Raw genomic sequence first — 1,530 nt, 5'->3', positions numbered from 1 at the left:
CAACGCCAGTGCGTTAAGGATGTGTGCGCCCTGTCAAGAGGGCGGGACCTCTGGTAGTTCGCATGGTGTCGAAGCCATTGCGAGTGCCCCGGAGGTCCCGTTGCCGCAGAATTCTGTCAGCGTCAGGCCCGACGCGACAGCCCTGGACGTGTACGCGCCGGGCCATCTGGGCGAGTTGACCGAGATCATCGACCCCGAGTTAGTCGACGCGGTCCTGGAGGACACCGGTGTCCGACAGCAGCGGCTGCGGCTGCTCCCGGCGCGCGTCGTGGTGTACTTCGTGCTGGCCCTCGCCTTCTTCGAGCGATCCTCCTACCAGGCGGTATGGGCCAAGCTCACGGCGGGACTGGGCAGCGTGCCCGTGGCCCACCCGTGCGCCTCGTCGCTGGCACGTGCCCGGCGCCGGCTGGGAAGCGGACCGCTGCGCCACCTGTTCTCAATCCTGGCCGGACCAGTGGCAGACCGCCGCCAGTCCTGCGCCTTCTACCAGGGCCTGCGCCTGGTCGCCGTGGACGGCACCACCCTGTCCGCTCCCGACGAGGAAGCGGTGACCTGGCATTTTCGCAAACACATCGGCAGGGTCCGCGCGTTCGGCTACCCGCTGGTGCGCCTGGTGGCCCTCGTGGAGTGCGGCACGCGGGCTCTGGTGGACGCGGTCTTCGGACCCGACGACGTCGGCGAACTCGCCTACGCGCGCTGTCTGCTGGGGCATCTGGACGCATCGATGCTCCTGCTGGCTGACGCCTACTACGACGCATTCGACTTCCTTCAGGCCGTGCAGGACACCGGGGCCCATTTCGTGCTGCGCTCTACCCGCAAACGGCGCCCGACCGTGCGCCGCCCGCTGCCCGATGGCTCCTACCTCACCGCGGTCCTGCCGCGCCGCTACCGTGCCAGGGCGAACGGTCAGCAGGTGGAGGTGCGGGTGGTCGAGGCGTGGCTCACCGTCGTCCTCGCCGACGGCACGCGGCGCACGGAGCTGTGGCGGCTGCTGACCAATCTTCTGGATGCCGACCGCCACCCCGCGAACGACCTGCTGCGGCTCTACCATCGGCGCTGGCAGGCGGAGACCTGCTATTTCTCGCTGAAGTCCACGATCTTGGACGGGCGAGTGCTGCGTTCACGCAGTGTCCCCGGTCTTGAGCAGGAGATCTTCGCGCTTCTGACGGTCTACCAGGCGCTGGTCCGCATGGCAGGCGATATCACGACGGCCACGCCAGGACTGTCCGTGCAGCGGGTGAGCTTCACCGTTCTGTTCCAGGCCGCCGCGGACCAGATCATCGTCGCCCCGGGGCCTGCCCGGGACAGTACGACATCGTTGATCGGGGCCATCGGCCGGGCCTTGCTGGCCAACCTCCTTCCCGAACAGCGCCGCCAGCGTCTGAAGGCCCGCTACCGAAAGACATCCAGCAAGTACCAGTTCCAGCGAGACCAGCATCCGCGCACCGTGCAGACGTACACGCTGGACTTCAAGATGGTCAAGGACGGAGACATTGACGCCGGGCCTGACGGCTAATGCAACGGCGTTGC

1 protein-coding gene is annotated in these 1,530 nt (G+C 67.6%); it reads left to right on the top strand.

Annotated features, from left to right (window positions below; translation table 11 throughout):
* Positions 1-100 precede the first annotated feature (100 nt).
* Positions 101-1,516 carry an IS4 family transposase gene (locus AB0A61_RS41070; protein WP_361304735.1) on the top strand — a complete coding sequence of 472 codons (1,416 nt, stop codon included), beginning with the start codon at positions 101-103 and terminating at the stop codon, positions 1,514-1,516.
* Positions 1,517-1,530: the final 14 nt, after the last annotated feature.

The sequence above is a fragment of the Streptomyces sp. NPDC046197 genome (genome assembly GCF_040646295.1).
Lineage (GTDB): Bacteria > Actinomycetota > Actinomycetes > Streptomycetales > Streptomycetaceae > Streptomyces.
The sequence above is the reverse complement of the archived record's forward strand: the minus strand, read 5'-3'. Positions and strand labels throughout refer to the sequence as shown.